General features: G+C 45.0%; 8 protein-coding genes. All 8 read right to left on the minus strand.

Annotated features, from left to right (window positions below):
- Positions 1 to 54: 54 nt before the first annotated feature.
- Positions 55 to 369 carry an NADH-quinone oxidoreductase subunit NuoK gene (gene nuoK, locus J2Y03_RS23400; protein WP_132087830.1) on the minus strand — a complete coding sequence of 105 codons (315 nt, stop codon included), beginning with the start codon at positions 367 to 369 and terminating at the stop codon, positions 55 to 57.
- Positions 366 to 890 (minus strand): NADH-quinone oxidoreductase subunit J, encoded by a 525-nt coding sequence (locus J2Y03_RS23405; protein WP_132087827.1) that lies wholly within the window; start codon positions 888 to 890, stop codon positions 366 to 368. Before J2Y03_RS23405 ends, nuoK begins: the two co-directional genes overlap by 4 nt.
- Positions 887 to 1,306, minus strand: a complete 420-nt coding sequence (nuoI, locus tag J2Y03_RS23410) for an NADH-quinone oxidoreductase subunit NuoI (protein WP_132087824.1) — start codon at positions 1,304 to 1,306, stop codon at positions 887 to 889. Before nuoI ends, J2Y03_RS23405 begins: the two co-directional genes overlap by 4 nt.
- A 114-nt stretch (positions 1,307 to 1,420) precedes the next feature.
- Positions 1,421 to 2,428 (minus strand): NADH-quinone oxidoreductase subunit NuoH, encoded by a 1,008-nt coding sequence (nuoH, locus tag J2Y03_RS23415; RefSeq protein WP_310198992.1) that lies wholly within the window; start codon positions 2,426 to 2,428, stop codon positions 1,421 to 1,423.
- Positions 2,428 to 3,528, minus strand: a complete 1,101-nt coding sequence (locus J2Y03_RS23420; protein ID WP_310198994.1) for an NADH-quinone oxidoreductase subunit D — start codon at positions 3,526 to 3,528, stop codon at positions 2,428 to 2,430. The genes nuoH and J2Y03_RS23420 overlap by 1 nt, the downstream gene beginning before the upstream one ends.
- A 3-nt stretch (positions 3,529 to 3,531) precedes the next feature.
- Positions 3,532 to 4,926, minus strand: a complete 1,395-nt coding sequence (locus J2Y03_RS23425; RefSeq protein ID WP_310198995.1) for an NADH-quinone oxidoreductase subunit C — start codon at positions 4,924 to 4,926, stop codon at positions 3,532 to 3,534.
- A 3-nt stretch (positions 4,927 to 4,929) separates the two neighbouring features.
- Entirely contained in the window at positions 4,930 to 5,442 is a 513-nt protein-coding gene (locus J2Y03_RS23430) for a NuoB/complex I 20 kDa subunit family protein (protein WP_132087812.1), read from the minus strand.
- Positions 5,433 to 5,807: an NADH-quinone oxidoreductase subunit A gene (locus tag J2Y03_RS23435; protein WP_132087809.1), complete on the minus strand. Its 375-nt coding sequence runs from the start codon at positions 5,805 to 5,807 to the stop codon at positions 5,433 to 5,435. The genes J2Y03_RS23430 and J2Y03_RS23435 overlap by 10 nt, the downstream gene beginning before the upstream one ends.
- Positions 5,808 to 6,907 lie beyond the last annotated feature (1,100 nt).

The following is a 6,907-nucleotide window of genomic DNA, read 5'->3' on the forward strand; positions in this document are numbered from 1 at the left end:
TGGACAGTGTCCACCTGGGACGGACAGTGTCTTTTAAGCGATGACAGCACCGCCTTAGTTTTTCATTGTGTTCATTTCGTCGATGTTGACGGTTTTGCGGTTGCGGTATAGGGCGATTAGTATCGCTAGACCGACGGCTGCTTCTGCAGCGGCTACGCTTATCGTGAACAACGCGAAGACTTGACCGGTAATGGATGGTGCCACTCCGTATTTACTGAAGGCTACTAGGTTAATATTGACGGCATTCAGCATGAGTTCGATTGAGATGAGGACGATGACGGTGTTTCTTTTTGTCAGGGCCCCGTACAATCCGATACAGAATAAAATCAGTGCGAGTGCCAGGAAGGCTGAAGCGGGAACTGAACTCATTTCTTATCCCCCTCCTTCTGGTCTTGGTCTTTCTTTGCCAGCATAATCGATCCGACAAGCGCTACTAATAGTAAAACAGACGTTACTTCAAACGGAATCACCCATTTAGAATAAAGGGCTTCCCCAATTTTCATTGTATTGTCTACATGTAGGTCAGTTGGAACCTGCACGACGTTGAAATCGTAAATGCCGATGTAAACGGCAACTGCAAAGCCAACTACACCAAGGAAAATGAAAACCTTCCTCCACTTGCCTGTGGTGGTCTCCCCTTCATCATCGTGCTTCGTTAACATTATCCCAAACATCATAATAATGGTAATCGCCCCGGAATAGATCAACACTTGTACTGCCGCAACAAATTCTGCTGACAGCACTACGTAAATACCGGCAATGGCCACGAATGTGAAGATAAGGGCTACGACCATATGCACGACTTTGGTAAGGTTCAATAACAGGACGCCGCCAATGATAGCGACAAGGGCGAGGCCCATAAATGCGATAAACTCGCCTGATATTGTCATGGTTTATTCACCTGCCGTACGTTTTCGTCGTTCTCATCTAACCATTCAAGGTTTTTAAATAACATATCACGGCTGTATGACGCCAGCTCAAAGTTATTGGTCATGACAATCGCTTCCGTTGGACAAACCTCCGTACACAAATCACAAAGGATACAAATCTCGAAGTTGATATCATAGGTATCTATGATTTTCCCCTTCTTCGTTGGATCCGGATGTTTTTTACCCGTTAAATCAATACAATCTGTCGGGCAAATATTCATGCATTGATTGCACACAATGCACTTTTCCGGATAGAACTTTTGAATCCCGCGGAAGCGGTCCGGCAACGGCAGCGGCTCATCTGGATATTTATAGGTTACCTTTTCTTTCGTTAGCTGTTTTAGGGTATATTTCAAGCCTTTTGTAAATCCAAGCACGTTTTTCACCCCTTTTTCATTTTAAAAATTACTCTTTCGACTCCGTATGGTAAATCCCTTTAAGGACTCTACTTTTCGCGAACGCCCCAAAAGGTTCCTTTTTCAAAAAATGACCTAGAAAAATAATGTTTTGATTAATGCTGTTAAGAATATATTGGCCAAGGCGACTGGGAAAAGGACTTTCCAGCCGAACTCCATGAGTCTGTCGACGCGGAATCGCGGCATCGTACTGCGAAGCCAGATATAAACAAAGACGACAGCACTGAATTTAACTGAGAACCAAACTGCGCCTGGAATGAAGCCAAGGAAATCAAACGGCGGCAGCCAGCCTCCAAGAAAGATGACGGTAATCAATGCGGACATCGCAAATAAGTACACATATTCAGCGAGCATGAAAAATGCCCAGCGGAAACCTGAATATTCAACATGGTATCCCGCAACTAATTCGTTTTCAGCTTCCGGCAGGTCAAAAGGTGTCCGGTTTAATTCGGCAATCGATGCGATGAAGAACACGACAAACGCCACCGGCTGTAAAAGAATAAACCAAGCTGTGTCATCCTGTTGTGCGACGATATCATTTAGGTTTAAGCTTCCGGTTAATAGGATGACTCCTAGTACGGACATAACGAGCGGTATTTCATAGGAGATCATTTGTGCACCAGCACGCATGCCCCCTAGGAGCGCATATTTATTGTTAGACGCCCAGCCGCCGAGAACCATTCCAAACACAGTCATTCCGGATACTGCAATATAATAGAGCAGTCCTACTCCGATATCAGCAAATTGAAATTTGTCGGTAAACGGGATGGTCGCCAGCACCATGAATGACGGTGCAAAGGCCATGACCGGTGCTATTATAAATAATGGTTTGTCTGCTGCTTTTGGGATAATATCTTCTTTTAGTAATAGCTTGAGAACATCGGCGACAGTTTGTAATAGTCCCCATTTTCCACCGACTCGGTTTGGGCCATGGCGCAGCTGCATGTATCCCATAACCTTACGTTCTGCTAAAATTCCATAGGTTACGAATCCTAAGACGATTAATAGTAAAACCGCTGCCAATAAAAAGAAGATTCCAAAGTTCGCTAAGCCTGGACTAGAATGGAGTAATTCTTCTACCATTATCCGTCCACCTCCCCAAGGACAATATCAACTGCCCCTAAAATTGCAACCAAGTTTGCAATATTTTCACCTATTAATAATTTTGGAAGAATTTGCAGATTATAGAATGAAGGTCTTCTAAACTTCAAACGGTACGGCTCTTTTTTACCGTCACTAGCAATATAGCAGCCAATTTCTCCGCGTGGCGCTTCAATTCTTACAAAGGCTTCCCCTTTTGGTGCTTTGATAATTTTTGGCACTTTCGCCATAATTTCGCCTTCTGCAGGGAATTGTTCACATGCCTGCTCAAGGATTTTCAATGATTCTTCAATTTCCTCTAGGCGCACATGGTAACGGGCCAAACAATCTCCTTCGTCACGTGTCACGACATTAAAATCAAAGCGATCATAAATCGAATATGGCTCATCTTTGCGGAGATCCCATTTCACACCGGTACTGCGAAGGTTTGGACCACTGAGTGAATAGTTGATGGCATCTTCCTTTGTATAAACGCCAACCCCTTTTACCCGGTCTAAAAAGATTTCATTACCTGTTACGAGTTCATGATAGCCCTTGAGCTGTTCACGCATATAAGGGATAAATTCCTTTACACTGTCGACCCAGCCTTCCGGAGCATCCCACTTCACTCCGCCGACACGCATATAGTTGAAGGTCAAGCGAGCACCTGATAATTCGTTAAGCATATTGATAATCATTTCACGATCACGGAACGCATAAATGAATGGGCTCGTCGCACCAAGGTCAAGAATATAGGTGCCCCACGCAACCAGGTGACTTGCGACCCTGCCCAATTCCATCGCGATAACACGTAGGAAGTCAGCACGCTCTGGCACTTGAATTCCCATCATTGTTTCGACGGCATGACAGATGACATAGTTGTTTGTCATCGCGGACAAATAGTCCATCCGGTCGGTATAAGGGATAATTTGTGTATATTGCAGGTCCTCTGCCAATTTTTCCGTTCCGCGGTGTAAATAACCGATGACAGGGGTGGCTTCGGTAATGATTTCCCCATCAATTTTAACTACAAGCCGGAATACTCCGTGCGTACTTGGATGCTGAGGTCCGACGTTTAGCAGCATTTCTTCTGTTCTGATCATTGGCTACACCTCCACATCATACGGTTCATAATCTTTACGCAGTGGATGGCCAACCCAATCTTCTCCTAGCAAAATCCGATGTAAGTTCGGATGTCCGGTAAACTTGATTCCTAGTAAATCATAAGCTTCGCATTCAGGCCAGTTGGCTCCTGCCCAAATTGGCTGCAAGGACTCGATTGTTGGTTCATCGCGGTCAATCTTTACTTTCAATGCCACTGATTGGCGATTTTTGTATGAGAATAAGTGAACATATACTTCCATATGTGTGACAAAATCCGTTCCATGCAGCTCAGATAGATAATCGAACCCTAGGAGCTCATTAAATTTTAAGAATTGAGCTACCTTGAAATATGTATCTTTCTTAGCAACAAGCGTCGGAACATCTTTAGATAATTTATTAATATAAGAATCTTCTAAAACATCAGGACCTAGGTTTTCCTCAATGACCTTTCTGTACTTGTCTAAGAAAGGCTGATTCGGTGATGGTTTGTCGGCCGTATCGGCTGGCGATACGTCGCCACCTTTTGCTGCGCCTGCTGCTTTCGCCTTGGCTGCAGCCGCCGCCTTTGCTTTGGCTACTGCCGCTGCTTTGGCTTTCGCTTTTTCATCATCGCCCATGGCCGCAGTGTCTGCGTCACCGGTTCCTGTTGCCTTTGCCTTGGCCGCTGCTGCCGCCTTTGCTTTCGCTGCTGCTGCTGCTTTGGCTTTTGCCGCCGCTGCCGCTTTGGCCTTCGCGTCATCCGTTACTCCAGCTGTTTCCATTTCTTCAGCAGGTGCTGCATCACCCGCTAATTCCATAGCTTTACGTTTTGCCGCTGCTGCTGCTTTCGCCTTCGCTACTGCCGCTGCCTTTTTCTTCGCAAGGTCATCGCCATCATCGCTGGTTTCAGAAGCTACTGGTGTTGGCGTTTCTTCAGCCGGTGCTGTATTTCCAGCTAGCTCCATCGCTTTACGCTTTGCCGCTGCTGCTGCTTTGGCTTTTGCTACCGCTGCCGCTTTCTTTTTGGCAAGGTCGTCGCCGTCATCGCTGGCCTCAACTGCTGGTGTCTCAGCAGGTTGCGCGGGCTCAGCTGGTGCTTCGTCTTCGATACCTTCTCGCTTCTTCTTAGCCAGTGCAGCCGCCTTTGCCTTCGCTGCCGCCGCTGCCTTTTTCTTTGCAAGGTCTGCGCCATTTTCAGCTTCTGCAGGCGTTTCCACTGGTTGAGTTGGTTGAGCTGGTTCAGCTGATTCAGCTGGCTTTGCGTCCTGACTAAGCGCTTGCTCAGAAGGTATGTCCTCCTGCATTGGTGCACCCGAGACTTCCCCCGCAGCTTTCGCCTGACGCTTCGCTAATGCTTCCGCCTTCGCCTTCTCAACTGCTTCTCTTTTTAATTGATTGAGATCCTTTTCCCCGCTCATCGGTTAGATCACCTTCTTCCCAGTCTTCGCCTCATAGCGAATCTTTTCCTTTAATTTATTAATTCCATAAATTAATGCGGCCGGGTTTGGCGGGCATCCAGGAATATAAACATCAACAGGGACAATTTGGTCAACGCCCTTTACCACCGAATACGACTTTACATACGGTCCGCCTGCAGTCGCACAAGAGCCCATCGCAATAACCCACTTCGGCTCCGGCATTTGATCATACAATCGACGGATAATTGGCGCCATTTTTTTCGTAACGGTTCCCGATACAATCATACAATCCGATTGTCTTGGAGATGTACGGAAAAACGATCCAAACCGGTCAAGGTCATAATTCGCACCACCCACACCCATCATCTCAATCGCACAACAAGCCAGACCAAATGTCATCGGGTACAACGAACTGCTTCGTGCCCAAGCTTTAATTTGCTCCAGCGTTGCCAAAAATACATTTCTTTCTAATTCTTTCATTTCTAATGGCGAAAGGTCATCTAGTTTTAAATCCATTGTAGCACCTTCTTCTTCCAGGCATAGATTAAGCCAATTAATAGCATAATGACAAAAATCAACATTTCAATTAACGCAAAAACTCCCAGCTTATCGTAGGCAACCGCCCATGGATATAAAAATACAGTCTCTACATCAAAAATAACAAACATCAGGGCAAAAATATAATAGCGGACATTGAACTGTACACGGGAATCGTGAAATGGATCAATACCGCTCTCATATGTAGTATACTTTTCGACACTCGGCTTATGAGGACGCAAAAGTTTACCTAAATATAACGCCACCACTGGTAGCAGCACCCCAAGACATAAGAACACGAAAACTATCAGATAATTATTCTGATATAAATTCAAAAGTTCCATGTCCATCCCCTCCAATGCTGTAAATTTTCTTAAAAATTAAACTTGTAACCGATAACATTATAGCATTGTTACAAACTTGTGTCGATAAGACCAACTTATTAAAATTGGAAATTCTATCGCCGCAAAACTTCCCCTTGCAAGCGTTTGAGAGCTCGCTCGCAAAAACGCCTTGAAAGGGGAAGTTTTGCAAGCTGCCGCGATGCGGTAGCGCAGCGGTGCGTTAGCGGTGCGTTAGCGGTGCGTTAGCGGTGCGTTAGCGGTGCGTTAGCACATGGCGATAGAATTTCCAATTTTGTCAGTAACCTGGTTTTTCGACACAAAGGCCCCACCCCCTGAGCGTTGCGTGATCTCGCAGAAAGGGCTTCCTGAAATCACTTCAGAGATGACGCAAAAGCGAATTGTAAAACCTTGAACTTCATGCACGTAATCTGCAGCGGAGCGGAAGATGACGTGCCTAGCAACAGGCTCGCAAGAGCCGTTGTTTTTCCTTATATCGACATTTTAACAACAAAACTTCGCGAATGTCAGTGAGAATTGTCATAAAAAATTCACTAAGATGCTCACTTTTTCAATCCAACCTATTAAAATACCATAACCCCTTGTACACCCTTCCCTACCATCATATTAAACGATTCCCCAAATCATTCAAGTTTCCTCACAAACTCCCTCCTAAAATAAAAAATAAGCACGACCAGCAAACAGCCCTGCTATAAAAGCCATTCGCAAGACTAGCTCTGGTAATTAAATGGATATAAATGTTCATAATGAAGGATTAATCCTCGGACGCAGACAGTTTTTAAAGTACCTTCTTTCAGAAAAATCATCTTACCTGCCGATTTCTCCTCTCTACCTGCCAAAATAATTTGTTTATCTGCCTAATTAGCTAGTTTACCTGCTTAAACTCATACTTCACCTGCCTACAAGTTCCAACGCTCTGTCAGCATAACTGAAAAAGCCAGTCGCAAGACTGGATCTGGTAATTAAATGGTTATAAATGTTCGTAACGAAGGATTAATCCTCGGACGCAGACAGTTTTTAAAGTACCTTCTTTCAGAAAAATCATCTTACCTGCCGATTTCTCCTCTCTACCTGCCAAAATA

Origin of the sequence: Neobacillus niacini (genome assembly GCF_031457145.1) — a bacterium.
Lineage (GTDB): Bacteria > Bacillota > Bacilli > Bacillales > Cytobacillaceae > Neobacillus > Neobacillus niacini_J.